This window comes from Massilia sp. YIM B02443, assembly GCF_030411955.1.
Classification (GTDB): Bacteria; Pseudomonadota; Gammaproteobacteria; order Burkholderiales; family Burkholderiaceae_D; genus Telluria.
Genome location: NZ_JASNRA010000080.1, coordinates 1 through 390, shown reverse-complemented (window position 1 = coordinate 390; position 390 = coordinate 1). Strand labels below are relative to the sequence as shown.

Below are 390 nucleotides of genomic sequence, written 5' to 3'. Positions count from 1 at the left end.
TGCCACCGGCTCTGATATGAAAGCCGTTGGGAAGGTAAGTTATGTCGGCGCACTAGTCGGGGCACAGTCCCGCGCCGCCACGGCGCGCGTCGTGATCGACAACCCAGGCGGCGCGTGGCGCCCTGGCCTGTTCGTGGACGTCGCGCTGGTGCAGGGGACTAAACAGGCTGCTGTGGCGATTCCGGCCGATGCTATCCAGACGGTGGAAGACAAGCCAGTAGTGTTTGTAGTGACGGAAGGGGGCTTTCGCACGCAGCCGATCGTGGCCGGCATTAATGACGGCAAAGGGGTGGAAATCCTGGAGGGCCTGGCAGCAGGAACGCGCTACGTTAATCGCGGCAGCTTCGTGCTCAAGGCCGAACTCGGCAAGGGCAGCGCCGAGCACGGCCA

The 390-nt window shown here is 63.8% G+C and carries 1 protein-coding gene; it reads left to right on the top strand.

Annotated elements, in window-relative coordinates; translation table 11 throughout:
- Nucleotides 1–91: 91 nt before the first annotated feature.
- Nucleotides 92–390: efflux RND transporter periplasmic adaptor subunit (locus QPK27_RS25265; RefSeq protein WP_290420893.1), on the top strand; the 299-nt coding region annotated here is incomplete at its 3' end.